Origin of the sequence: Deinococcus wulumuqiensis R12, assembly GCF_011067105.1 — a bacterium.
GTDB lineage: Bacteria > Deinococcota > Deinococci > Deinococcales > Deinococcaceae > Deinococcus > Deinococcus wulumuqiensis.
Genome location: NZ_CP049357.1, coordinates 541,214 through 564,852 on the forward strand (window position 1 = coordinate 541,214; position 23,639 = coordinate 564,852).

Here is a 23,639-nt window from a genome sequence, read left to right on the forward strand (position 1 = left end):
TTACACCTTCTCCGTGGTCGCCTTACCGAGCAGACCGGCAGGCTTGAGAAACAGAATCAGAATCAGCGCCAGGAACGCGCCCAGGTCCTTGTATTCGGCCTTGATCGCCGAGAGCCAGCCCAGGCCGGGAATGCTGGAAAACAGACTCACCACGCCGAGGAAGGTTTCCAGCCAGCCGAGGACCAGCCCGCCGAGCACCGCGCCGGGAATGTTGCCGATGCCGCCCAGCACCGCCGCCGTAAACGCCTTGATGCCGGGAATCATGCCCGAGTAGGCGTTGAGCGCCTGGTACTTCATGGCGAACATCGCCCCGCCCAGGCCGCCCAGAGCGCCGCCGATCAGGAAGGTCAGGGCGATGATGCGGTTGGCGTCGATGCCCATCAGCCCCGCCGTCTGCCGGTCGTGCGCCACCGCGCGAATGGCGCGGCCCAGCCGGGTGTGGTTGACGAGCAGGTTCAGCCCGGCGAGCATCAGCCCGGCGACCGCGATCAGAATCAGGTCCTTGACCTGAAGGTTGAGCATGGAGATGTCCACCCCGCCGACTTTGCTGATGGGGTCGGCAAAGCCCTGCGGCAGCGTCACGCTGAGGTCGAACAGCCCGCGCAGACCGACGATGAGGCGCAGCAGGTCCTGCAAAATCAGCGACACCCCGATGGCCGTAATCAGCGGCACCAGCCTCTGCGCGCCCCGGATGGGCCGGTACGCGAGGCGCTCGATCAGCACGTTGAGCGCCCCCGAGACGGTCATGGCTGCCAGGGACGCGAGCAGCAGCTTGAGCAGCCCGTTCATGGGCGAGTCCTTGAGCGCGTCGAAGACGAAATAGGCAACCACGCCCCCGGTGATGAAGACCTCCGAGTGCGCGAAGTTGATCAGTTGCAGTACGCCGTACACCATCGTGTACCCCAGCGCGATGATGGCGTAGAGCACGCCGAGACTCAGGCCACCGACAAAGACCTGAGCCAGAATCGTGAGCACCGTGTTTAGATCCATAGTTTCCCTTCGTGTGCTTTGTGGGGTGGGGGGCGGCCCGCATTCCCGCGCAGAGTGAATTTCGGTTCACCGCAGGTCTCCGTCCCCGGCGTCCATCTTCGGGCAGAAGCGGGCAGAAGCGGGCAGAGCGACAAGCCGCAAAAAGGGTCGAACTGGGCGCTGGACCACTTAAGCACCGTCAGGGGGGAGATCGGCAAGCCGTCGCCTCACTCCCCCGCTGACTTAAACCGCCCAGGGCGGTGATGTGGTGACTTGGCGCTTACTTGCGAATGACGTTGACCGTGCCTGCGGTGGAGCGCTTGCTGTTCTTGAGGGCGATCACGTACATCTTGCCCGCCTTGCGGTCCCCGTTCTTGTCGAACTGCACGGTGCCGGTCAGCAGGTTCTTGAAGGTGCCGCTGCGAATGGCGCTTTCGACCTGGGCGCGGCTGGGGGCCTTGTTGCCGTTTTTCTTGGCGGCGTCGAGGATGCCCTGGAGCACCACCTTGGCCGAGTCGTAGCCCATGATGCCGTAGCCCTGCACGTCGGTGCCGAAGGCCTTTTTGAAGTTCGCGGCCATCGTCTTGGCGGCAGGCACGCTGTCCAAAGGGGGCGCGACGGTGGTGAAGTAGATGTTGTTGGCACCTGCCGCCCCTGCGAGCTTGGCGAGTTCGTCGCTGTCCAGGCCGTCACCGCCGACCAGCGGGGTCTGGATGCCCTTGGCGCGCAGCTGCTGCGCGAGGGGGCCGCCCTGACCGTACAGACCGCCGAAGTAGATGGCGTCGGGCTTGAGCGCCTGAATCTTGGTGATGATGGCGGTAAAGTCGCGTTCCTCGGCGGCCACACCCTCGGACTGCACGATCTGCACGCCCTGGGCCCGCAGGCGCTTTTCGGCCTCGCTTGCCAACCCTTCGCCGTAGGGGGTCTTGTCGTTGATGACGTAGACCCTTTTCACCTTGAGGGTGCCCACCATGAAGTCGGCGCCCGCAGGCCCCTGCGCGTCGTCGCGGGCGCAGATGCGGTTCATGTTCTTCAGGCCCCGGTCGGTGACCTTGGTGCCGGTGTTCGAGGGGCTGACCATCGCCACCTTGCTGGGCGCGAGGGCCTGCGACGCGGGAATCGCCACGCCGGTGTTCAGCGTGCCCACGACCGCCAGAATGCTCTTGTCGGCGGCGATGCGGCGGGCGGCGGCGGTGCCGGTGGCGGGGTCGGCCTGGTCGTCGTAGGCCACGAGCGAGAGGTTCATGCCCAGCTTGGCGAACTGCGCCTTGTACTCGTTCACGGCGAGCTGGGTGCCGTTCTTGATCTGGAGACCGAGGTTGCTCGACGACCCCGACAGAGGCGTGATGGTGGCGATCTTGACGGTGGTGGCCGCCTGGGCGCTGCCCAGAGCGAGGGCGGCAAGGGTGGCGAGGCCAAAAGTCTTGTTCTTCATCGGTTCCTCCCGGTATAGGAACGCAGCGGACCTGTGTCCGTACGTTGGTGATGAGGTGGCCCGATTTTAAAGATGCCTTAAAGAAACAATGGTTCGTGCAGTTTTAGGCGGCTTTGAGGCCGAAATTTAGCGGACTGGACGGCAGATGTTCTAATTCTTCAAAGCGGGCCGAGAGATCCAACTTGGACAAAATCACTTGGGCCAGCAGGGCGTTATACGCCCTGCGTTTCATGTCTTCGAGACTGAACACCAGATCCTGCCCGCCACCGGCCGCCCGCAGGACCTCCAGCCGACAAAGATTCAGGGTCAGCAGCACCACATTCCAATGCGCTTCAATGCCCTGCTGTGAGCGCAGTTGCACATCCTGGCTCCCCAGGAACTGCTTGGCATCCCGGAAGATCAGTTCAATCTCGAAACGGCTCCGGTACAGCGCCATGATCTCATGAGCGGGCATCGTCACAGCGGTGCTGAACAGCACCGCGTAACCCGTCACTTGACCCTTTTTACCGACCTGCTGGATGACGACTGCACGCACTTCTCGCGCCCACTGCACGCTCCAGACCACCTGAGTCCACACCCGCTCGGTCGACGTTTCAGAAACGAGGTCAAAGCGCTGCAAGTCGCTGAAATCCACCTTGCCGTCGAACTTTTTTGGCCGTCCGCGTCGTCTGGGATGCTCGCCGGTATAGAGATACTTGAGGTTGGCGTTGCGAGGAAATCTGGAGATGAATGGGAGACCGTGACCGGTCACGGTCTCCACCATGGATTCTTTCGCATAGTTCCCATCCGCAACCACAGCGGCCAGATCAAGCCGTGGAACAGTCCGGAGATCGAGCAACACGTCATCCAGCTGGTCAGCGGCCTGTTCCAGACGACTCGGGGCCTCAGACCCGGTCCGGGTCTGACGGACATCGACCGTAAATGCCTGTCGGTGCTGGACGTCAATCAGGGCACAGCAGGATTGCTCGATCCCACGTTCGGTCCGTGCGGCACAGCCATTCCAGAACGAGCCGAGGTGTGCGGTGTGCTGACCAGATTTGCGGTGAAAAGAGGCGTCGATGGCCAGAACGCACAGTGGGCTGATCAGCCCACTCTCAATCGCCGTGCTCACAGTCGCCCGGTGTACTGCGCCCCAGGGAATGGCCCCGGGGTCACTTCGGTGCAGCCAACGACGGATCGTACTCTCCGAGCAGGCCGCATATCGGGAGAGGTTCAGGACGTTCAGCCGTCCAGGAACAGCGAGAAATACGCTAAGCAGCACGGTCAGAAAATTCCGCTGCGTCTTGCGCAGCGGGACCGCGCTGAGAACGTGCTGTAGGATGGCCATCAGACCCATTGGAAGCGGTGTATTCACAGCCCCATTTTCGGTGGGTCTTTCTTTGTGACCTCAAAACTGCACGAACCATTGAAGAAAAGTCAATGCAATTTCTGCCCAGCGGACCACAATTTTTCGGCACATAAGTTGCCTGAATATTCTAAAAAATGCTCCCTTTTGCAATAATCTGGCAATTTTTATCGGGATGGCTCTCTATTGGTCTGCTCCCGGCACTGCCCAGGGAACGCGTTCGGTGATGCTCCTCAGTGCAGGGACGGAAGGCCGTAGAAAAGCAGGCCCCCATGAAACTCTCCTCCCGATTTCGTTTACAGCGTAAATCCTGCGCTATCCTGCCGCTCTATGCGAGCAGTTTCCCCCGGCAAAGCGGCACAGAGCGTCCTGAAAGGCACAGGAACCGGGGCGCTGCCGCCGATGCTGGAACAGTACGTCACCATGCGCGACGAGGTGGCCGCCCAGCTTCCGCACGCCATTTTGCTGTTTCAGGTGGGCGACTTTTACGAGACGTTCGGGGAAGACGCCGAGCGCACCGCCCGGCTGCTGGGGCTGGCGCTGACCCACAAATCCAGCAAGGACTTTTCCACGCCGATGGCCGGGATTCCGCTGCGAACCCTCGACGGGTTCGTGGAAAAGCTGCTGGCGGCGGGCGTGTGCGTGGCGGTGGCCGACCAGGTCGAAGAACCTGGCAGCGGTCTGGTGGAGCGCAAGGTGGTGCAGCTGCTGACCCCCGGCACCGTGACCGAGGAGCGGCACCTCAGCGCCGACGAGAACTACCTCGCGGCGGTGGCGACGGGCGAGGGCTACGCGCTTTCGCTGCTCGACGTTTCGACTGGCGAATTCCGGGCGGCGGCCTTTCACACGCGGCTGGCGCTGTACGACGAACTCTCGCGCTGCCGGGCGCGGGAAGTGCTGCTCGCGCCGGAACTCGGCAGCAACCCGGCGCTGCTGGCCGACTTCCAGACCCGGTTTCCGGTCATGCTCTCGCCCGCCAACTTCGACGAGGCGGCGGCCCAGGCCGAAATAGCCGCCACGCTGGGCGAAATCCCGGAAACCCTGAACACGGCGGCGCTGCGCCGGGCCTGCGGGGCCGTGCTGGGGTACGCCCGGCTGACGCAGCAGGGAAGGCTGGACATGGTGCGGCGGGTGGTGCGCTTCGAGCCGGGGGCGCACATGCGCCTGAGCGAGGCAGCGGTGCGGGCGCTGGAACTGTTTCACGCGCAGTCGCCCCAGGGCGTCACGCTGATGGACATCCTGGCGCAGACGCGCACGGCGGGCGGGCGCAGGCGCTTGCGGGCCTGGCTGCGCTCGCCGCTGCTCGACGAACTCAGCATTCGTTCGCGGCTGGACGCGGTGGAGGCCCTGACCCGCGCCGCCGACCTGCGCGGGGGGGTGCGCTCGCTGCTCTACCGGGCGCACGACCTGGAGCGCCTCGCCGCCCGCGTCTCGACCCGCCGCGCCGCGCCGCGTGAGGTGGCGTCTCTGGCCCGCACGCTGGAACTGCTCCCCGAGGCCGAAAAGCTGCTCGCCGGGCAGGAGGGCACGCTGGGGCACATCCGCGACCGCCTCGCCGCGCTGCCCGAAGTCGTGACCCGCATCCGCGCCGCGCTGGTGGACGAGCCGCCGCTGAGGTCGGGCGAAGGGGGCCTGATTCGCGAAGGCTTTCATGCCGAACTCGACGACCTGCGTGCCCAGGCCCTCTCGCACCGCGAATGGCTGGCCGCGCTGGAAGTCAGCGAGCGCGAGCGCACCGGCATCGGCAGCCTCAAGGTGGGCTTCAACAACGTGTTCGGCTATTACCTCGAAGTCACGTCCGCGCACCTGTCCAAAGTGCCGCACGACTACAAGCAGATTGCGACCCTGAAAGACCGCGCCCGCTTCACCCGCACCGACCTGCGCGAACGCGAACGCGAGATTGCCCGCCTGGAAGCGGCGGCGGGGCGGCTGGAGGTGGACGTGTTTACCGAACTGCGCGATTCGCTGACCGCCCATGCCGAGGCGCTGGGCGAGGCGGCGGGGGCGCTGTCCGAACTCGACGTGCTCTCGGCGCTGGCCGAAATCGCGGTGGAGGCGGGCTGGGTGCGGCCCCAGACGGGAAGCGGACCGCTGCGGCTGACCCAGGCACGGCACCCGGTGGTGGAGCGTTCGGCGGGCGGAAAGTTCGTGCCCAACGACGCCGAACTGGGCGCGGGACGCCACACCCTGCTGCTCACCGGCCCCAACATGGCGGGCAAAAGCACCTACCTCCGCACGGTGGCGCTGTGTGCGCTGCTGCATCAAATCGGCTCTTTCGTGCCTGCCGACCACGCCGAATTGCCTGTCTACGACGCCATTCACACCCGCATCGGCGCGTCGGACGACCTCGCGGGGGGCCGCTCCACCTTCATGGTGGAAATGACCGAACTGGCGAGCATCCTGCACGGGGCGACCTCGCGCAGTCTGGTCATTCTCGATGAAGTCGGGCGCGGCACCTCTACCCTCGACGGCCTCGCCATCGCGCAGGCGGCGCTGGAGCATCTGCACGCGGCGGGGGCGCACACGCTGTTCGCCACCCACTATTTCGAACTCACGCGCCTGGAACTCGACCATCCGGGGCTGGTCAACCTGCACGTCGCCGCCGAGGAGGACGACAGTGTGGATGGCAAGGGGGGGCTGACCTTTTACCATCAGGTGATTCCCGGCGCGGCGCGGCAAAGTTACGGGGTGGAAGTGGCGAAACTGGCGGGTCTTCCGGCTCCGGTCACGGCGCGGGCGGCGCGGCTGCTCTCGGCGCTCAATGCCCAGGGCGACGAAGGCAAACTGCGGCGGGAGCTGGCGGCCCTCGACCTCGGGCGGCTGACGCCGATACAGGCCCTTGAACTGCTGCACGCCTGGCAGCGCGACCTGCTGGGGGAAACGCAATGAAGTCGGGCGAAGTCCTGCCCGGTGAAATTGTTCTGGCCGAGCGCGGCGGCTGGCGCGTGGTGGCCGACACGGAAACGGTGTATGTCCTGAATCTGTCGGGCCACCGCTGGGAAGTCGGCTGGATGTACGGCCATCCCTGCGGGGCGCTGATTACCGCCGACGAAACCCACGCCGTCATCGTCGGCTGCGGCGCGCTGGTCGCCGACCTCACCTGCTTCGGCGAGGAGGTCGCGCCCGGCGAAACGTGGGCACAGACCCCGGTGGTGCATCTGCTGGCGAGTCCCGGCGAACACTGGTTTTTCGAGGGCGTCTATGAGGGCCAGACCCCCGGCGCGGTGCAACTGGTCGCCGACCTCGCGGGCGAACAGGCCGGAATCTACGAACTGGTGCTGCCCACGCTGGCGCTGGTGCCGAGGTGGGCGGGGTAGGGGAGGACTACTCCTCGTCCGCAATCTCCTCGCCGCGCAGCACCGCCTCGAAGTCGGCTTCCAGTTTTTCGGGCGTGGCCGTCGCGCCGCCGATGCGCTTGGGGCCGTCCGGCATGTGGACGAGGAGGGTGGGGTAGCCCTTCACGGGCAGGGTCTTGCGGCGCTCGAAGCCGTTTTCGGCCTGGGCCAGCATCGCGGGGTCTGCCACCGCATCCAGAAATTGCTCGACATTCAGCCCCAGTTCGCGGGCCACGTTCGCCAGCGCTTCCGGCTGGTGCAGGTCGGCCCCGTCCACATACCACGCCTTTTGCAGCGCGTGGGCGATGTCCAGCGCACGCTCCGGCGCTTGCTCCATCGCCGCCCAGAACGCCACCGCCGAAACGGTCGAGTCCAGCACGGTTTTGCCGTCCTGCACGGCCTCGCGGAAGCCTTCGCCAAACTGCGCCCCCGTCAGTTCGGTGACGCGCCCTGCCCCTTCCAGCACGCGGGGTTTTTCGCCCACGGGCACCACCCGTTCGCCCACCAGCATTCCGGCGGGCAGAACTTCTACGCTCAGGCGCTCTTCGTTGCGGCGGGCAAACTCGCGCAGCGCGTCGCCAAAGGCCCAGCACCAGATGCAGTAGGTGTCGGTGACGTAGGTGAGTTGCATTTTGGGTGGGGTCATGGGGTCAGTTTAGAGTCTGGATTCAGGACTTTGAGGCCCGTGAAGCGTGAAAAGCCCCTGTCCGCCGTCGCCAAAGTCAGGTCGTTTTCCAGTGCCAGCGCTGCCAGATAAGCGTCGTTCATGTCGTTGCCCATCAGGTTCATGTCTTGGCAAAGCTGCTCCAGCCGCCCGTATTGCCCAGTTTGCAGTTCTAGCCGCGAGTAGTTGGGCAGGGCGTGGAGGTCAGAGAGGAATTGAAACACATCGGCAGCAGGCGCAGCATCTGGCCCCAAACGCGGGTTGGTCATGATTCGCAACATGGCCACCTCCACCATTGCCGAGGCGTAAACCGTCTCGCCCGCGCTCAAAACCCCCTTGAGCCAAGCCAGAGTCGAGCCGTGTTTGAGAGAGTTGACCCGAAAGGCATCAATCAGAATGTTGGCATCGACCAGATAGCTCATTTCTCTTGCCCGTAGTTGGAGTCAAGCAGTTCTAGACCGTAATCGGTGTCTACGGCCATTTGCTTGAGTTCTTCGGGTGAATAGTTGAAGGGCCGCCCACTGTCGAAGGTATGCAGCTTGATTTCACGTCTGGGCGCGGGCTTTTGCTCCAGCTTTTCCTGCAAGCTCTGTTCAATGAAGCGGGTCAGCGTCACGCCCTGCGCGGCGGCGGCAGCTTTGGCCCGTTGGTAGAGGGCCTTGTCAATGCGGAGGGTCGTGGCTTGAACGGGATGTGGCATATCTTGAATATGACAGATTTGATAGATACACGAGACTGTTGAGTTTTACTGCCTACCCTTTAACGTCCCGTCAGGCCTAACCTGTAACCATGCCCACTTCCCTAAACCCTCAATAAACTTGACATAACCACACTCAAGTCTCAAAATAGACGCATGCTTCAGTGGGTCTAAAACTCTGTCTGCTCTTAGACCCTTCGACGCTTAGACCCTTAGACCGCACCGAGGAGGTGCAACCTTGAATCCTGAACGCTTCACCGAGGCCAGCGCCGTCGCCATCAATGCGGCGCAGCAACTCGCCCAGCAGAATAAAAACCAGAATCTCACCCACTTCCATGTGCTGCGAACCCTGCTTGATAACGACACCGCTGCCCGCGCCTTGACCCTGGCAGGCGGTGACCTGACGCAGATTCGTGCCGCACTGGACGCCGAAATCGCCAAATTGCCCAAGATTCAGGGCGGCGACGGGCAGCTTTACCTCGACCCGGCGCTGAGCCGCGCTTTTGCCAAGGCCGACACCATCGCGGGCCAACTGGGCGACAGCTTCGTGGCCGCCGACACGCTGCTGCTTGCCCTGCGCGGCGAGTACCGGGGGCGCGGCCTGCCCGACGAAGTTTCGCTCAACCGCGCTGTGACCGAGCAACGCAAGGGGAAAACCGTGACCAACAAAACTTCTGAACAGCAATTCGACGCGCTGAACAAATACGGCACCGACCTGACCCAGCGGGCCAGAGACGGCAAATTCGACCCCGTGATTGGCCGCGACGAGGAAATCCGCCGCGTGATGCAGATTCTGCTGCGCCGCTCCAAGAACAACCCCGTCCTCATCGGTGAACCCGGCGTCGGTAAAACCGCCATTGCCGAGGGCCTCGCCATGCGAATCGTCAAGGGCGACGTGCCCGAGGGCCTGCGAAACAAGCGCATCGTCTCGCTGGAAATGGGCAGCCTGCTCGCGGGGGCCAAGTTCCGGGGCGAGTTCGAGGAACGTCTGAAAGGCGTGATTGACGAAGTGGTCAAGTCGGCGGGCGAAATCATCCTGTTCGTGGACGAAATCCACACCATCGTCGGCGCGGGCAAGACGGAAGGCAGCCCCGACGCGGGCAACATGCTCAAGCCCGCCCTGGCACGCGGCGAACTGCACCTCATTGGCGCGACCACGCTGGACGAGTACCGCGAAATCGAGAAGGACGCGGCGCTCGAACGCCGTTTTCAGCCCGTGTTCGTGGACGAGCCGAGCGTGGAAGACACCATCTCCATCCTGCGCGGTATCAAAGAGCGCTATCAGGTTCACCACAACGTCGAAATCACCGACCCCGCGCTGGTCGCCGCCGCGCAACTGTCCAACCGCTACATCACTGACCGCCAGTTGCCCGACAAGGCCATCGACCTCATCGACGAATCCGCCGCCCGCCTCCGCATGGCGCTGGAATCCAGCCCGGAGCGCATTGACCAACTCTCGCGCCGCAAGCTGCAACTCGAAATCGAGCGTGAGGCCCTCAAGCGTGAGAAGGACGTGGACTCGCAAAACCGCCTGCTGGACATCGAAAAGAGCCTCAAGTCCATCACCGACGAACTGAACGAAGTCCGCAGCCGCTGGGAAGCCGAGCGCAAGGAAGTCGCCGCGCTGCGTGAAAAGCGCGAAAAGCTGGACGCGGTACGCACCCAGATCGAGAAGGCCAAGCGCGACTACGACCTGGAAGAAGCCGCCCGCCTCGAATACGGCGAATTGCCCGCGCTGGAAAAGGACGTGCAGGAGCTGGAAAAGAAGCTCAAGACCGCCGAGTTCGCGCACATGGAAGTCACCGACGAGGACATCGCCGCCGTGGTGAGCCGCTGGACGGGCATTCCCGTGAACAAGCTGATGGAAGGCGAACGCGAAAAGCTTTTGCGCCTAGAAGAGCAACTGCACCAGCGCGTCATTGGGCAAGACCGCGCCATTGTCAGCGTGTCCGACGCCATTCGCCGCGCCCGTGCGGGCCTGAACGACCCCAACCGTCCCCTCGGTTCGTTCATGTTCCTGGGGCCGAGCGGCGTGGGCAAAACCGAATTGGCGAAAGCCCTGGCCGAGTTCCTGTTCGACTCGCCCGACGCGATGGTGCGCATCGACATGTCCGAGTACATGGAAAAACACACGGTGGCCCGCCTGATTGGTGCCCCTCCCGGATATGTCGGCTTCGAGGAAGGCGGCCAACTGACCGAGGCCGTGCGCCGCCGCCCCTACGCCGTGATTCTGTTCGACGAAATCGAAAAGGCGCACCCCGACGTGTTTAACGTGCTGCTGCAAGTGCTCGACGATGGCCGTCTGACCGACGGGCAGGGCCGCACGGTGGACTTCCGCAACACGCTCATCATCATGACCAGCAACATCGGTTCGCCGCTGATTCTGGACATGCAGGCACGGGGGCAAGACGCCGAGGCCATCAAGTCGGCGGTGCTGGAGGAGTTGCGCGGCGAGTTCCGCCCCGAGTTCCTCAACCGCGTGGACGACATCATCGTGTTCGACGCGCTGACCGCCAAGGATTTGCATTCCATCGTGGACATCCAGATGGGCAGCCTCCGCAAACGCCTCGCCGAACGCCGCATCACCCTGCACCTCAGCGACGCCGCCAAGGACAAGCTGGCCGAACTGGGCTACGACCCCGCCTACGGCGCACGTCCGCTCAGGCGCACCATCAGCCAGTACATCGAAACGCCGCTGGCCCGCGAGATTCTGGGCGGCAAGGTGCAGGACGGCAGCGTGCTGAACGTGGACTACGGCGACAGCGGGTTTACGTTCGGGACGAGCAGCCTGAACTGAGGCCGATGGCAGAAGGCTGAAGGCAGATGGAAAAGCAAAAGGCTGGGGCGAAAGCTCCGGCTTTTTCCTTTGGGGCTGGTGCGTTCCGGGAGAGGCTTTCTCAATCGAACGAGGACCCGGCGAAGTACAGATATTCCGGCTGGCCGTTTCGGTAGGTCGTGACCACGTAGCCCTCGCCGCGCCCGATGAGGGCGTGAAAGCCAAAGAGCGTGCGCCGCTGCTCCGGCGTCAGTTCGCGCAGGCCCCAGTCGTCCTCGTCCTGCGCCAGCGCTATCCAGAATGCTGCGGGTCCCGGTCTCCTCATACGGATTCCGATTGAATCTGGTAGTCTCAGGTTCAATCCGACTTGCAAAGCTGCTCAGCAGAGCGGATGCGAGTAGGAAAAAATACGGATTCCGCGATATGGATGCACAGGCGGCGCTTTCCCGACTGTGCAGGAATTAAGCGGAATCCGTATCAGCCGCCTCCGCCGCTTCGTCGATGCTGCCGTGCTGCGGCCCCGGCGCGGGGGAGAGGGGCGTGACCGGAAAGGGCGGAAAATCCAGCACCGGGAAGTACCGCCCGGCCTGAAATTCGCGCTCCCGCAGGTCATCCAGTGCCTGCTGAAGGTCGGGCTGGTAATCCACGACGTACCACCACGCCGAACTGCCCATCAGCTCCCCCCGAACGCGGTCACGAATTGTTTGAGGACGCTTGGGGCATACGGCGGCGGCTCGGGGCCGAGGTCTGCGTCCTGTCCGGCCTCCAGCCAGCCCTCGCGCAGCACCCGGCAGGAGAAGCCGGGGCGCTTCATCTCGCGGAATGTGTGGACGAAGTCGGGGTCGCCCATCCGCACGGCCAGGGTGACGCACGGAATACGCGGCGCGGTGAGTTCCAGCATGGCGGCGCCCAGGCGCAGCGTCTGCCCGACCCGGAGCGGGGCCGATTCCAGGTCGGACAGCAGCAGGTTTTCCCCGAAGGTGCCCGGCGGCAGTGCCCTCCCCAGGACCGCTTCCCAGGCGGCGTGGTCGGGGCGCGTAAAAACGTACACCGCCTGACTCGGCCCGCCGTGGTACCGGGTGTCGGCGATGTGGTCGCCCGCCAGTCCCGACTCGCCCACCCACACCGGGCCTGAAACCGGCTCCTTGAAGATGCTGCTGTGTCCGGTTTTGGCGCGGATGGGCCGCCGCTGCCCCACGTTTACCCTCAGCACTCGCATGCTGCAGCATAGATGTTCGGGCCGCTGCTACCCTGACGCCATGTGTGCCGGAGCCTCCCGTTGATTCCCCGCGTCCTGCTCGGCTCCGCGCCTGTTCCCGGTGGGGAAGGCGAGTTGCAACTCTTCCGGCGCGGCGCAGACTTCGCCATTGCCGTCAGCACCATGCCCGGCGAGCTGATGAACAGCCGCATGCACGCCTCGGAAGACGCGCTGGCCCGGCTGGGGTGCGCTCCGGTGGCGGCGCGGCGGGGGGCGCGCGTGCTGGTGGGCGGGCTGGGCATGGGCTTCACGCTGGCCGAGGCGCTGCGCTCGCTCGGGCCGGACGCCCGCGTGCTGGTGGCCGAACTGGTGCCGCAGGTCGTGGAGTGGAACCGGGGCGAGTTGGGCGAGTGCGCCGGGTGGCCGCTGCGTGACCCCCGTGTGGAGGTCCGGGTCGGGGACGTGGGCGCGGTGATGGGTGAGGCGGGGCCGTTCGACGCTGTCCTGCTCGACGTGGACAACGGCCCGGAAGGGCTGACCCGCGACGAGAACGGGCGACTCTACAGCCCCGCCGGACTGCGCCGCGCCTGGGAAGCCCTGCGGCCCGGCGGCGTGCTGGCGGTGTGGTCGGCGCACCCGGCCCCGGCGTTTACCCGCAAACTGGAAAGGGCCGGGTTTGCCGTGCGCGCCGAGCAGGTGCGCGAACGGGTCGGCAAGGGCGCGGTGCATACCGTGTGGCTGGGGGAGAAGGGGTAGTCAAAGTCCCTTGAAAAACCGCACTGTCTCCCGGTGCAGCATTTCCACCTGTTCCAGGGAGTCGTAGGTGTGGTTCGCGCCGGGAATGGCGGTGGCGTCGCAGCGCAGGGCCTCGGCGTAGCGCACGCCCCAGGCAGGCGGGCAGGTCTGGTCGGCGTCCCCGTGAAAGACGTGGGCCACTCCACCCCAGCGGGCCGCGACCTCCAGCGGGCGAACCTGCACCACTTCCTGCAAAAAGGCGCGGCCCAGCGGCCAGCCGCCGTAGTCGCTGACCACCGGGGGCAGCAGCCCGCCGCGCAGGTGCCGCAGCCACAGTTCGGGCAGGGCGGGCGACCACAGCGCGAGGCGGTGGGGCCGCACCTTCTCAGCGGCCAGGGCGCTCACCAGCCCGCCCATGCTGAAGCCCAGCAGCATCACCCGTTCGGGGTCGAGTCCGGGCTGCTGGCGGACATATTCGAAGGCCGCTTCCACGTCCTGCACTTCGCGGCTCACGGTCATCTCGGAAAAGTCGCCCTGGCTTTCGCCGCTGCCCCGGCAGTCGAAACGCAGCGCCGCCACCCCGGACGCGGCCAGGCGGCGGGCAAGCAGCACGAAATTGCGGTGGCCCTCCACCTTGTTGCCCGTAAAGCCATGCACCATCACCACACTGGGCCAGCCCTGCGCAGGCGGAGAGCCGTCCGGCGTGTGGAGCATCCCGTACATCCGCTGACCCTCGACACTGAACTGCGCAAACATTTCCATAGCTGCAGTGTAGGACGCGCCTTTTGGCTTTGTCCCCTTGCCCCCCGCTCCCCCACGCGGTCTACTGTGGTCATGAACAATCTGCCTGTCAACGAAGGCTCCACTGACCGCACCATCCGCGCCATCCTGGGCGGCGCCGCCCTGACTGCCGCCCTGACAGGCAAAGGCGCAGGTCGCCTGCTGGCGCTGGGCCTCGGCGCGATGCTGCTGGCCACCGCCACGACGGGCCATTGCCCCGCGTACACGGTGGCGGGCGTGGATACGCGGGAAAAGTAAGCCGAGGGCAGATGGCAGATGGCTCCTGTTTGAAAAGCCATCTGCCATCTGCCATCCGCCATCTGCAACTCAGGGCGTCAGCCGGTGCCGGTCACGCGGGAAGGCCCGCGCATAGCGCACGTTGGCGATGCCCAGCAGCTTGGCGGTCAACCTCTCGGCCCCAATCGCGAAGCCGCCGTGCGGGGGCATCCCGTACTTGAAGACCTCGGTATAGCCTTCCAGCGACTCGGGCTTGAGTTTGTAGCTCGCAATCGAGTCCATCAGCATGGCGTAGTCGTGGATGCGCTGCCCGCCCGACGTGATTTCGATGCCCCTGAACAGCAGGTCGAAGCCCCGCGTGACTTCGCCGTTTACGCTGCCGTCGGCGTTCAGTTCAGGGTGCGCGTAGAAGGGCCGGGCGGCGCGGGGGTACTTGGTCACGAACACGAAGTCCGAGCCTTCCGTCTCGGCGTAGTGCTGCGAGAGCAGCCGCTCGGCTTCGGGGTCGAGGTCTTTGCCGCCGACCTGATGGCCGTACTTTTCCGTCACCAGCTGGCGGGCTTCCATCAGTTCGATGCGGGGAATGTGCGCGGGCACGTCGGGAATCGTCGCGCCCAGCAGCTCGAATTCGGCGGCGCAGGTCTGCTTCAGGCGTTCCATGATGCTGCCCAGCAGGCGGTTTTCCAGGCCCATCACGTCCTCTTCGTCGTCGATGAAGCCCATCTCCACGTCCAGCGAGAGGTATTCGTTGAGGTGTCGGCTGGTGGCGTGTTCCTCGGCGCGGTAGACGGCGGCGACCTCGAACACGCGCTCGAACACGCCGACCATGATTTGCTTGTAGAGCTGCGGGCTTTGCGCGAGGTAGGCGTTTTGGCCGAAATAGTCGATGGGAAAGAGGTTCGCGCCGCCTTCCGCCCCTGCCGAGACGATTTTGGGCGTGCTGATTTCGGTAAAGCCCTCGGCCCGCAGGTGGTCACGGAAGGCGGCGACCAGTTCGGCCTGCACCTTCAGCGCCGCCCGCTCCTTCAGGCCGCGCACCGTGACCACGCGGTAGTCCAGCATGGTTTCGGGGTTGACGTTCCATTCCATCTTGGGAATCTCGACCGGCGTCGGCTCGGTGGCCGCCGAAATCACGCGGAAGTCTTCAATCTGCACTTCGAAGCCGCCGGGCGCCTTGGGGTGGGCCTTGACCTTGCCGACGACTTCCACGCTGCTTTCGGCCAGGGGCAACTGGAGGCCGCTGCCGACGCACTGGGTGACGCCGCTCACGTCGCGCAGCACCAAAAATTGCACGCCCCCCAGGTCGCGGCGGGCGTGGACGAAGCCTTGAAGTTTGACGGTCTGCCCCTCGAATTGGGGCAGTTCACGGGTAAGCGTGCGTTTGAGCTGGCTGGTCATCTCTTTTCTCCTTGAACGAAAAACCCCCGCCGGTGGTGGGCGGGGGCGCGGCATACGACGAAGCGTCCCCTAACGGGAATCGTTGTCGTTGTTGTTGCCAGTGCTGGCAAGGGAAGCCGCGAACATGCCTGGGAGTGTAACCGGCATGACGCTCACGGGTCAAAGGGGCAAACTAGGCAGGAAAGCCACTGGGCAGGAAAGCCGGTGAAGCCAGACGCTCAACCGTGCTGGCCGCATGCACCGGCCTGTGAAGCGACCCTGACCCGCTTCCGCTAGAGTGCTCCCCATGAAAAACCTTGTCCTGACCCTGGCGCTGCTCACCGGCGGCGCGGCCCTGGCCCAGACGGGCCAGCCTGTCCCGGCGCCTGCACCTTCTGTCCAGAGCACTCCAGCCCAGAGTGCCCCAACGCAGCCTGCCCAGGCCCCCGACACGGTGGTGGCCCGCGTGGGCAGCCAGACTTTTACCCTGGCCGACTTCGACCGCGCCTTTCGCGTCGCCGTCGCCGGGGTCGTCAATGCCCAGGGCCTGCCGCTGAGCGACGAATTGCTGACCGAATTCGCGCCTGGCCGCGCCGATTACCTCAAGCAGTTCGTGCGCGAGCAGGCCCTCTATCAGCTCGCCCGCCCCAGCGTGAAGCCCGACGCGGCGGCGGTGGACGCCCAGCTTGCCCAGGCCCGCGCCGGATTTGCCAGCGACGACGAGTTCCAGCAGGCCCTCAACCAGACCGGCTACGCCAGCGCCGAGGACCTGCGGGCCAGCCTGGAACGTCAGGCCGTGGTCGTTCCTTACCTTCAGAGCGTGCAAAAGCGCTTCAACTTCGGTGACGCGGTGGTGGCGGGCTACTACAACCTGCACCGTGACGTCTTTACCCGTGACGCTGAGGCGTGCGTCAAGCACATCCTGGTCGCCAGCGAAGCCGAGGCGAAGACCGTCGTGACCGACCTGGGCGCAGGCAAGGACTTCGCCGAGGTCGCGCGGGAAAAGAGCCAGGACCCCGGCAGCGCCGCCGAGGGGGGCGACCTGGGCTGCATCGCGCCGGGCGACACGGTGGCCGCCTTCGACAAGGCCAGCTTTTCCGGCCCGCTGAACCAGCCCCAGGTCGTGCAGACCGAGTACGGCTGGCACGTCCTGACCGTCAGCCGCCGCAGCGCCGCCGGTCTGCTGCCGCTGACCGAAGCCGCGCCCCTGATCCGTGAGCAGCTCTCGCGTGAAGCCGCCCAGAAGTACCTCGACGCCCAGATTGCCCGCGTCAAGGTCGAGACGTTCCCCGACGTGGTGAGGGTGACCGCCCCCTAGAGCATTTGACAAAAAGACGTTACGTCTTTTTGGCGAGCGGACTGGGACAGCTCGCAGAGAGCGAGTGCAAAACACGGAGCAGGGCGGACTTGCAAAGCTGCGAAGCAGACTGGTACAGCTCCGCAGGAGAGAATGGAGTGATGCGGGGTGCCGTTCCGCGCATCACGTAATTCGCAGAACTGCTCTAAGTTCTGCCACTCATACGGATTCCGATTGAATCCAGCAGATTTCTGGATTCAATCCGACTGAAAGGAGTAGGAAAAGATACGGATTTCGCGATATGGATGCACAGGCGGTGTAGTTCCGACTGTGCAGGAATTTAGCGGAATCCGTATCAGAGCCGGACGTACATCATCGTCCGGAAGGCCGTAGGGCAGGTCGCCGCCGGACAGCTTGCTTGCTGTTCGGCGGCGTTTTGTTATTCCCGCAGCAAGAACGCCAGCGCCGCGTCCCTGAGGCCCACGCTGGTGAAGTGCGCCACACCGGGAAAGGTCTGGTCCTCGAAAGCGCCGGACGCGCCCGCATACGCTTCGCGGTAGGCCGCTGCGGTGGGCTGGTGGTGCGCGGCAAGCGGAAACACGGGGTCTTCCTCGCCGCTGGCAAGCAGCAGGGGGGTGGGGGCCGAGCGCCACGCGTGGGTCAGGGGTCGGTGCGCCTCGATAAAGGCCCGCACGTCCGGCACCTGCACCTGCGGCTCGTTCCACACGCCCGACGTGATGAGGGCGGCGGCGCGGGTCAGGCGCGGCTCGGTTTGCAGCAGCGCCTGAACCACGTACCCGCCCATGCTCGACCCCACGGCGTAGACCGGCCCCGCGCCGAAGCGCCCAGCCAGCGCGTCCAGCAGCGCCGGAGTCTCGGCGACGGTGCGCCGCACGCTGTCCCACACATATTCGCGGGCGTTCAGTCCCGGCGGCATGTCGCCCTGCCGCTCGCCGTGTAGCGCCGCGTCGGGCAGCACGGTCACGATTCCGGCGGTGGTCAGCGCCGCGTACACGCCCAGTTTGCCTTCTTTGGCGGCCCAGGCCCCGTGATAGACGAGGCAGACGCCGCGCACGTCCCGGTCTTCGGGGGGCAGTTCGAGCAGGCAGGGCACGCCTGAGAGCACCGCCCGCTGCACCCGGTAGGGCTGCCCGCTGACCAGCGGGAGGGCGTGTGCCGCCGCGTTCATGTGGCCTCCGGCGCGACGACCCGCCGCAGCAGACGTATCTGCCCCCGGTGGCTCACCTCGTCTTCCATCACATGAAACCAGGCCCAGTGGTGATTGGCCCAGCCCTCCGCCATCGGTTGCGCCAGCCAGTCGTCGTCCTTGGTGGAAAAGACCCGCAGCGTCTCGGCGCGGGCGGCGGCGAGGTCGGCCCGCAGTTCGTCGAGGGTGGGGAGGCGTGACGGTGGCGTTCCTTCCTGGCCCATCGTCAGGCCCCAGTACACGGCGCCGTCCTGCTCCGGGGTCACGTCGCGTCCCTCGAAGGACAGCAGGTGGTAGGTGCGCTCCACCGCCGCGATATGTGCCAGCAGCGTGCCGATGGAGTTGGTGAAGCCGGGCGCGGTCTGCCACAGCGCCTCTTCCGGCAGGTCATGCACGGCTTGCAGGGTCGTCAGCCGGGCATAGGTCAGCATCTCGACCAGAGCGCCGAGGTGCGGCGTAAACGCGGGGTCGAGGCTGGGCCGAATGTGATATGCCCGCTCCTTCCTGAGGCTATCGGCGTGCAGGGCCGGGTCGAAGGTCTTCATACGTTCCCTCCCAGGCGGCGCAGTTCGTCTTGCAGCGCGGGGACAGGCACCGCCCGCACGTCTCCGGCATGGTCACGGGCCGCCCACGCCGCCGCCAGCCCCGCCGCCTCGCCCATCGTGTGGCAGTTTTGCTGCACGCGGATGCTCGACTGCGCCTCGAAGGTGCTGCTCGCGGCCCGGCCCGGTACCAGCAGATTATCTATGCCCTGCGGGAGCAGGCAGCGAAAAGGAATGTCGTGCCAGGCGTCCCCGGCAAAATACGGCGCTGTCCCGTCGCGCTCGTGCAGCAGCTTGGCCCCGCCCCTGACCGAGTGGATGTCCACCGGATAGTGGTTCTTGCAGATGACATCGGGAAACTTGCGGCAGTCCAGAATGTCTTGCAGGGTCAGCGTGTACTCCCCCACGATGCGCCGCGAGTCGCGCACGCCCACCATCGGGGCGACCACACCGACAAACGCCTGTTCGCAGCCGGGCAAGTACTGGCGGCAAAAGCGGGTCAGGCGACCTATGGCCCCGCGCCCGTCGGTCTGCGCCGCCGAGAGGTGCCAGGGGTCGGTGGCGTCGTTGAGGTCGGCCCGGATGCGCGGGCAGTTGAACGACAGCTCGCCGGGCCGCCCCGGGACGCTGAACGCCTGAAAGTAGTCCCCGTCGCGCTCCAGCAGCACCCCAGCAGCAATGGCCTCCCGAAACAGCGGTTCGAGGGAGGAGCCGCGCCCCCAGACCATCCAGAACTGCATGAAGTCGGGCGACTCGTGCCACTGCCCCTGTTCTTGCAAGGAGGCCGACAGCCGCGCCATGTCCACCCCGGCGAGGGTAAAACGCAGGCTCATGGCCTGATGCACGCCGTCTGCGTCCCCGGCGTGAAAGGGCACACCCGCCCCCGCCGCCACGTCCGCGTCCCCGGTGGCGTCGATAAAAACACTGGCCCCGAGCGCCTGCAACCCGCCCTTGTTGTGGACGACCAGCGCCTCAATCCGTTTGCCATCGGCCATCTGCCTTCTGCCATCCGCGATCAGCGGCTGCACCACGTTCGTGTGGTACAGCACCTCGCCCCCCGCCGAGAGCAGCATCTCCTCCAGCACGAATTTCAGCCCTTCGGGGTTGAACCAGTTGTCGTTGCCGTCGGCAGAAGTCGCGCCGTCGCCCCGCGCTTGCAGGCGGCGCTTGAGTTCGTCGGTCAGGCCCCGGTTGAGGTTTTCGCCCGCCGAGACGTTGCGCATCAGCGGCGTGACCCAGGCGTTCGTGCCGGTGCCGCCCAGACTGCCCTGCGCCTCCACGACCAGCACCCGCGCCCCGGCCCGCGCCGCCGCGACTCCGGCGATGGCCCCGGCGGTGCCGCCCCCGGCCACCACCACGTCCCAGTCGCGGTCCAGCGTCCGATAAAGAAGTGTCATGTCAGCCCTTCACCGCGCCCTCCAGACCCTTCATGAAGTATTTCTGCCCGAAGGCGAACACGATGAGGATGGGAATGATGGTGATGACGGCCCCCGCCATGACCGCCCGCGAGTTGGTGGAAAAGGTGCCGGACAGTTCCAGCAGCCCTGCCGAGAGCGGCAGCAGTTCCTTGTCGGGCAGCATGATTCTGGCCCACAGGAAGGAGTTCCAGTACGCCACGAATTCCAGAATCGAAAAGGCCACGATGGTCGGCAGCGCCAGCGGCAGCATGATGCGCCGCCAGATGGTCAGCTCGGACGCGCCGTCGATGCGGGCGGCTTCGAGCAGTTCCAGCGGCACGCCCAGGTACGCCTGCCGCAGCAGGAACAGGCCCACGATGCTCGCCATGCCCGGCAGCACCACCGCCAGATACTGCTTTGCCATGTCCAGCACCGGAAAATCGGTCTGTGAAAGCAGCCCCAGCTTGATGGTCGTGATGTAGTTGACGATCAGGCCCGCCTCGTTGGGCAGCACCATCAGCATCAGGATGGCGTAGAAAATCAGGTCGCGCCCCGGAAATTTCATCTTGGCGAGGGGATAGGCCGCCAGCGTCGCCAGCGTGACCGAGAAAAAGACGCCCAGCGTGCAGATAATCAGGCTGTTGACGATCAGCCGCCAGAAGGGAACGGTGGTGCCGCGCCAGACCTCGGCGTAGTTGCGCAGCGAAAAGTCACTGGGCCACCACTTGGGCTGATAGATGCCGCCGGTGGATTCCAGGCTGGTGACGACCGTCCAGTAAAACGGGTAGAGCATGATGAGCGCGATGACGATGAGCACGGCGTAGGCCAGCACGTTGCGCATCCGCTCGCGCTGCTTGCGGCGCACCTTGAGTTCGGCGGCGACTTCTTGGGTCATCGGGCGGGTGGTCACTTCAGGCATCGGCCTTGCCTCCCCGCGTCAATTTGAAGTTCAGGAACCCGAAGAAGATGGAGATGACGGCGATGATGATGCCCGCCGCCGCCGCCAGACCGTACTGAAAGTCGTTGAAGGCCCGCGAATAGGTGAAAAACAGCGCGGTGTAGGTGCTGCCCGCTGGCCCGCCCTGCGTCATCACATAGATTTCCTCGAAGACCTTGATGGCACTGATGGTGGACATCAGCGAGCAGACCAGAATGGTGGGCCGCAGCCCCGGCAGCGTCACGTTCCAGAACACCTGGGCGCGGGTCGCCCCGTCGATGACGGCAGCTTCTTCCAGTTCCTTGCTGATGTTCTGAAGGCCCGCCAGATACAGCACCATGTAATAGCCGATGCCCTTCCACAGCGTCACGAACATCACGGCGAGCAGCGCGGTGGCCGGGTTTCCCAGCAGACTGCGGTCGTCCTGCATCAGCCCCAGCGCCATCAGCACGCGGTTGACCACCCCACCCTGCTGGTAGAGCCACGACCAGATCAGGCCCACCACCGCAAAACTGGTGACCACCGGTACGTAATACGCCGTGCGGAAAAACCCGATGCCCCTGAGGGGCCGGTTGACCAGCAGCGCCAGGGCGATGGACACCAGTTGGATGACCGGCACCACCAGGATGTATTTCAGGCTGTTTTGCAGCCCCGACCAGAACTGCTCGTCGGCCAGCAGTGTGCGGAAGTTTTGCAGCCCCACCCACTTCGGCGGGCTGATGATGTTGTACTCGGTAAACGCCAGGTAGGTGCCGAAAATGACCGGCCAGGTGTGGTAGATCACCAGCAGAATCAGAAACGGCAGCATGAAGGCGTAGGCAATCAGGGTGTTGCGCCAGGACCTCTTGGCCCCCGCCGCACCCAGACGGTGTTGCTCACGGCGCGACGTGCGCCGGGGTGTTGTGGTCATGAGCCGCAGTGTAATACGGGTTTGAACTCTACTCCGCGCCTCCAGGGACAGCGCCTCAATGCGCTCTGCTTCGCAGCTTTGCAAGTCCGGTTCCGTTCAAACCCGTAACTTCTTCTCCTCGCCCCGCTCGGAAAAATAGATCTATGGGAAATCTATTTTTCGAAGCCATATAATACGGATTCCGATTGAATCTGGTAGTTTCAGATTCAATCCGACTTGCAAAGCTGCGCAGCAGAGCGGATGCGAGTAGGAAAAAATACGGGTTACGCGATATGAATGCACAGGCGGCGCCTTCCCAACTGTATAGGCCCGACTGTGCAGGAATTAGAGCATTTGACAGAAAGACGTAACGTCTTTTTGGCGAGCGGAGCGAGTGCAAAACACGGAGCAGGGCGGAGAATGGAGTGATGCGGGGTGCTGTTCCGCGCATCACGTAATTCGGAGAACTGCTCTAAGCGGAATCCGTATAACAACATGAAGTCGGCCCAGGAGACACGGCACATAGAAAAACCCCGCCCTGGTCAGGACGGGGAGGAGCCTGAAAGCTCGTTTAGCGGCGGGTGGTGTTGGTGGTGGTGTGCACGGTGTGCACAGGCTCCTGGCGGCGGGGAATCAGGCCGGCCAGACCCAGCAGACCGAGCCAGCCCCAGTCGAAGCCGCGCTCCTCGGTGGTCGTGGTGGTGGTCTGGGTGGTGTCGGTGGTGTTGCTGTCCTGGGCGGAAGCAGCGACAGGCAGCGCCAGGGCGGCAAGGACAGCAGCGGTCTTGAGGAGTTTCATGGCCTGCAGTCTGACGGTTGGCAGGCCACTTGTCCTTGACCTATCCTTTAGACCGTCACAGGGCCGACATTCGCACCCTGCTCATCTCTGGGACGAGTGCGGTAAAAAATGGCCGCCCCTGATCGAGGCGGCGCAGCTTGGCAGACCCGTATCAGTACTTGTAAAACCCTTCCCCGCTCTTGCGCCCGAGCAGCCCGGCCTGCACCATCTTGCGCAGCAGGGGGCTGGGGCGGTACTTGTCGTTGCCGAGGCCCTGATGCAGCACTTCCATGATGGCGAGGCAGGTGTCCAGCCCGATGAAATCCGCCAGCGTCAGTGGCCCCATCGGGTGGTTCATGCCCAGTTTCATGATGCCGTCGATGGCTTCCTTGTCGGCCACGCCTTCCATCACGCACTGAATGGCCTCGTTGAGCATCGGCATCAGAATGCGGTTGCTGACGAAGCCGGGGAAATCGTTGCAGGTCAGCGGCGTCTTGCCCATCTTCTGCGCCGTTTCGGTCACAATGCGCGCGGTTTCGTCGCTGGTCTGATACCCGCGAATGACCTCCACCAACTGCATCAGCGGCACCGGGTTCATGAAGTGCATTCCGATGAACCGCTCCGGGCGGCCCGACGCCGACGCCAGCGCCGTAATCGGAATGGAGCTGGTGTTGCTCGCCAGAATCCCTTCCGGCTTCACGATCTGCCCGAGTCGCCCAAACAGGTCGTTCTTGACCTGCTGGTTCTCCACAATGGCTTCGACCACCAGGTCGCAGTCGGCAAAGTCCTGCAAATCCGTAGTGAATTTCATGCGGCCCAGCACGGTTACGGGCGTGTCGGTCAGTTTGCCCTTCTCGTGCAGCTTGCCCACGCTCTTTTCGATGACGCCGCGTCCTCTGTCCAGAAATTCCTGCTTCTGGTCGTGAACCACCACGTCGAATCCACTTTGCGCCGCCACCTGCGCGATGCCGCCGCCCATCTGCCCTGCTCCGATCACTCCGAATTTCATTTGTTGGTCGCTCCTTTCAGTTGCTCCGCCTCAGG

General features: G+C 64.7%; 24 protein-coding genes. 6 read left to right on the forward strand and 18 right to left on the reverse strand.

The window, feature by feature from the left end; all coding sequences use genetic code 11:
* The 3 genes from G6R31_RS02690 to G6R31_RS02700 form a co-directional block, all read right to left on the reverse strand.
* Window positions 1-990 carry a branched-chain amino acid ABC transporter permease gene (locus G6R31_RS02690; protein ID WP_017869358.1) on the reverse strand — a complete coding sequence of 330 codons (990 nt, stop codon included), beginning with the start codon at window positions 988-990 and terminating at the stop codon, window positions 1-3.
* A gap of 259 nt (window positions 991-1,249) precedes the next feature.
* Complete coding sequence (locus G6R31_RS02695; protein WP_017869357.1) at window positions 1,250-2,404, reverse strand: branched-chain amino acid ABC transporter substrate-binding protein; 1,155 nt, start codon at window positions 2,402-2,404, stop codon at window positions 1,250-1,252.
* A 103-nt stretch (window positions 2,405-2,507) separates the two neighbouring features.
* The gene (locus G6R31_RS02700; RefSeq protein ID WP_164993954.1) at window positions 2,508-3,740 is read right to left on the reverse strand and encodes a transposase; all 1,233 of its coding nucleotides are present in this window, start codon (window positions 3,738-3,740) and stop codon (window positions 2,508-2,510) included.
* A gap of 339 nt (window positions 3,741-4,079) precedes the next feature.
* On the opposite strand from G6R31_RS02700, the gene mutS reads away from it, so the two are divergent.
* Together mutS and G6R31_RS02710 are read left to right on the forward strand one after the other, a co-directional pair.
* Window positions 4,080-6,638 (forward strand): DNA mismatch repair protein MutS, encoded by a 2,559-nt coding sequence (gene mutS / locus G6R31_RS02705; protein ID WP_029732769.1) that lies wholly within the window; start codon window positions 4,080-4,082, stop codon window positions 6,636-6,638.
* Window positions 6,635-7,066 (forward strand): hypothetical protein, encoded by a 432-nt coding sequence (locus G6R31_RS02710; RefSeq protein WP_017869355.1) that lies wholly within the window; start codon window positions 6,635-6,637, stop codon window positions 7,064-7,066. Before mutS ends, G6R31_RS02710 begins: the two co-directional genes overlap by 4 nt.
* Window positions 7,067-7,073: 7 nt before the next feature.
* Here the strand turns inward: G6R31_RS02710 and G6R31_RS02715 are convergent, their stop codons facing one another.
* From G6R31_RS02715 to G6R31_RS02725, 3 genes are read right to left on the reverse strand one after another with little or no spacing between them, the layout of a single operon-like run.
* The gene (locus G6R31_RS02715) at window positions 7,074-7,730 is read right to left on the reverse strand and encodes a DsbA family protein (RefSeq protein ID WP_017869354.1); all 657 of its coding nucleotides are present in this window, start codon (window positions 7,728-7,730) and stop codon (window positions 7,074-7,076) included.
* Window positions 7,727-8,170, reverse strand: a complete 444-nt coding sequence (locus tag G6R31_RS02720) for a TA system VapC family ribonuclease toxin (RefSeq protein ID WP_017869353.1) — start codon at window positions 8,168-8,170, stop codon at window positions 7,727-7,729. The genes G6R31_RS02715 and G6R31_RS02720 overlap by 4 nt, the downstream gene beginning before the upstream one ends.
* Window positions 8,167-8,448: a toxin-antitoxin system HicB family antitoxin gene (locus tag G6R31_RS02725; protein ID WP_017869352.1), complete on the reverse strand. Its 282-nt coding sequence runs from the start codon at window positions 8,446-8,448 to the stop codon at window positions 8,167-8,169. The genes G6R31_RS02720 and G6R31_RS02725 overlap by 4 nt, the downstream gene beginning before the upstream one ends.
* Window positions 8,449-8,683: 235 nt before the next feature.
* Here G6R31_RS02725 and clpB point away from each other — a divergent pair, with 235 nt between their 5' ends.
* Window positions 8,684-11,242 carry an ATP-dependent chaperone ClpB gene (gene clpB / locus G6R31_RS02730; RefSeq protein ID WP_017869351.1) on the forward strand — a complete coding sequence of 853 codons (2,559 nt, stop codon included), beginning with the start codon at window positions 8,684-8,686 and terminating at the stop codon, window positions 11,240-11,242.
* Between the two features lie 100 nt (window positions 11,243-11,342).
* On the opposite strand, the gene G6R31_RS02735 is transcribed toward clpB, so the two are convergent.
* From G6R31_RS02735 to G6R31_RS02745, 3 genes are all read right to left on the reverse strand, one after another.
* Complete coding sequence (locus G6R31_RS02735) at window positions 11,343-11,546, reverse strand: hypothetical protein (RefSeq protein WP_017869350.1); 204 nt, start codon at window positions 11,544-11,546, stop codon at window positions 11,343-11,345.
* A 136-nt stretch (window positions 11,547-11,682) separates the two neighbouring features.
* Complete coding sequence (locus tag G6R31_RS02740; RefSeq protein ID WP_017869349.1) at window positions 11,683-11,895, reverse strand: hypothetical protein; 213 nt, start codon at window positions 11,893-11,895, stop codon at window positions 11,683-11,685.
* Window positions 11,895-12,440 (reverse strand): MOSC domain-containing protein, encoded by a 546-nt coding sequence (locus tag G6R31_RS02745; RefSeq protein WP_025567699.1) that lies wholly within the window; start codon window positions 12,438-12,440, stop codon window positions 11,895-11,897. The genes G6R31_RS02740 and G6R31_RS02745 overlap by 1 nt, the downstream gene beginning before the upstream one ends.
* 60 nt (window positions 12,441-12,500) lie before the next feature.
* Between G6R31_RS02745 and G6R31_RS02750 the strand changes: the two genes are divergently transcribed.
* Complete coding sequence (locus G6R31_RS02750; protein ID WP_017869347.1) at window positions 12,501-13,175, forward strand: spermidine synthase; 675 nt, start codon at window positions 12,501-12,503, stop codon at window positions 13,173-13,175.
* Here G6R31_RS02750 and G6R31_RS02755 read toward each other — a convergent pair whose 3' ends face one another.
* Window positions 13,176-13,916: an alpha/beta hydrolase gene (locus tag G6R31_RS02755; RefSeq protein ID WP_017869346.1), complete on the reverse strand. Its 741-nt coding sequence runs from the start codon at window positions 13,914-13,916 to the stop codon at window positions 13,176-13,178. It lies immediately after the preceding gene.
* Between the two features lie 72 nt (window positions 13,917-13,988).
* Between G6R31_RS02755 and G6R31_RS02760 the strand changes: the two genes are divergently transcribed.
* Window positions 13,989-14,192 (forward strand): YgaP family membrane protein, encoded by a 204-nt coding sequence (locus G6R31_RS02760; protein WP_017869345.1) that lies wholly within the window; start codon window positions 13,989-13,991, stop codon window positions 14,190-14,192.
* A gap of 69 nt (window positions 14,193-14,261) precedes the next feature.
* Here the strand turns inward: G6R31_RS02760 and aspS are convergent, their stop codons facing one another.
* Window positions 14,262-15,569 carry an aspartate--tRNA(Asn) ligase gene (gene aspS / locus G6R31_RS02765; RefSeq protein ID WP_017869344.1) on the reverse strand — a complete coding sequence of 436 codons (1,308 nt, stop codon included), beginning with the start codon at window positions 15,567-15,569 and terminating at the stop codon, window positions 14,262-14,264.
* A 286-nt stretch (window positions 15,570-15,855) separates the two neighbouring features.
* Between aspS and G6R31_RS02770 the strand changes: the two genes are divergently transcribed.
* Window positions 15,856-16,866: a peptidylprolyl isomerase gene (locus G6R31_RS02770; protein WP_017869343.1), complete on the forward strand. Its 1,011-nt coding sequence runs from the start codon at window positions 15,856-15,858 to the stop codon at window positions 16,864-16,866.
* Window positions 16,867-17,284: 418 nt separating this feature from the next.
* Here G6R31_RS02770 and G6R31_RS02775 read toward each other — a convergent pair whose 3' ends face one another.
* The 7 genes from G6R31_RS02775 to G6R31_RS02805 all read right to left on the reverse strand — a co-directional run bounded on the left by G6R31_RS02775 (window position 17,285) and on the right by G6R31_RS02805 (window position 23,604).
* Window positions 17,285-18,034 carry an alpha/beta hydrolase family protein gene (locus G6R31_RS02775; RefSeq protein WP_017869342.1) on the reverse strand — a complete coding sequence of 250 codons (750 nt, stop codon included), beginning with the start codon at window positions 18,032-18,034 and terminating at the stop codon, window positions 17,285-17,287.
* Window positions 18,031-18,597 (reverse strand): DinB family protein, encoded by a 567-nt coding sequence (locus G6R31_RS02780; RefSeq protein ID WP_017869341.1) that lies wholly within the window; start codon window positions 18,595-18,597, stop codon window positions 18,031-18,033. The genes G6R31_RS02775 and G6R31_RS02780 overlap by 4 nt, the downstream gene beginning before the upstream one ends.
* Entirely contained in the window at window positions 18,594-19,991 is a 1,398-nt protein-coding gene (locus G6R31_RS02785; protein WP_017869340.1) for an FAD-dependent oxidoreductase, read from the reverse strand. The genes G6R31_RS02780 and G6R31_RS02785 overlap by 4 nt, the downstream gene beginning before the upstream one ends.
* Window position 19,992: 1 nt before the next feature.
* Window positions 19,993-20,910: a carbohydrate ABC transporter permease gene (locus tag G6R31_RS02790; protein ID WP_017869339.1), complete on the reverse strand. Its 918-nt coding sequence runs from the start codon at window positions 20,908-20,910 to the stop codon at window positions 19,993-19,995.
* Window positions 20,903-21,838: a carbohydrate ABC transporter permease gene (locus tag G6R31_RS02795; RefSeq protein ID WP_017869338.1), complete on the reverse strand. Its 936-nt coding sequence runs from the start codon at window positions 21,836-21,838 to the stop codon at window positions 20,903-20,905. The genes G6R31_RS02790 and G6R31_RS02795 overlap by 8 nt, the downstream gene beginning before the upstream one ends.
* Window positions 21,839-22,388: 550 nt before the next feature.
* Complete coding sequence (locus G6R31_RS02800) at window positions 22,389-22,616, reverse strand: WGxxGxxG family protein (RefSeq protein ID WP_017871664.1); 228 nt, start codon at window positions 22,614-22,616, stop codon at window positions 22,389-22,391.
* A 151-nt stretch (window positions 22,617-22,767) separates the two neighbouring features.
* Window positions 22,768-23,604 carry a 3-hydroxyacyl-CoA dehydrogenase family protein gene (locus G6R31_RS02805; protein ID WP_017871665.1) on the reverse strand — a complete coding sequence of 279 codons (837 nt, stop codon included), beginning with the start codon at window positions 23,602-23,604 and terminating at the stop codon, window positions 22,768-22,770.
* Window positions 23,605-23,639 lie beyond the last annotated feature (35 nt).